Genomic DNA, 433 nt, shown 5'->3' with positions numbered 1-433 from the left:
TGTCGGCTCAGGCTGTGTCCGGAATCGGGTCGGAGATGACGACGGCGTCGCCCTCGATGACGCAGTTCCCCTCTGAATCGTCAACGGCCGTGGCCAGGCGGAACCGGTTGTCCTTGATGCGCTCGACGACTTCGCAGTGGGCCGTGACTTCCTCGTCGATGTCGACGGGCCCCTGATAGCTCAGTTCCTGGGAGAGGTAGATTGTCAGCCCGGGGAGTCGTGCCAGGGCTGCACTGCTAATTCCGGAAACGAGCGTTCCGTGGGCGATCCGGCGGCCGAAGCGCGTCCCCTCGGCGAACGCCGCGTCGAGGTGGAGTCTGTTCGTGTCGCCGCTCGCCTCGGCGAAGGCCTCCACATCGGCCTTGGATATCGTCTTGCTGAACTGGACGTGGTCACCCACGTCGATACCGTCGGCGGTCCCGTAGCTCTCGAA

Annotated in this window: 1 protein-coding gene; it reads right to left on the bottom strand. The window is 64.7% G+C overall.

The features are described 5' to 3' along the window. Positions 1 to 7 precede the first annotated feature (7 nt). Positions 8 to 433, bottom strand: a 426-nt coding sequence (locus tag IL252_RS17390) for a MaoC family dehydratase (RefSeq protein WP_208629068.1), incomplete at its 5' end; no start/stop codon positions are given.

The organism is Halomicrobium sp. IBSBa, from assembly GCF_017612575.1.
GTDB lineage: Archaea > Halobacteriota > Halobacteria > Halobacteriales > Haloarculaceae > Halomicrobium.
This window is presented reverse-complemented; position numbering and strand designations above follow the sequence as displayed.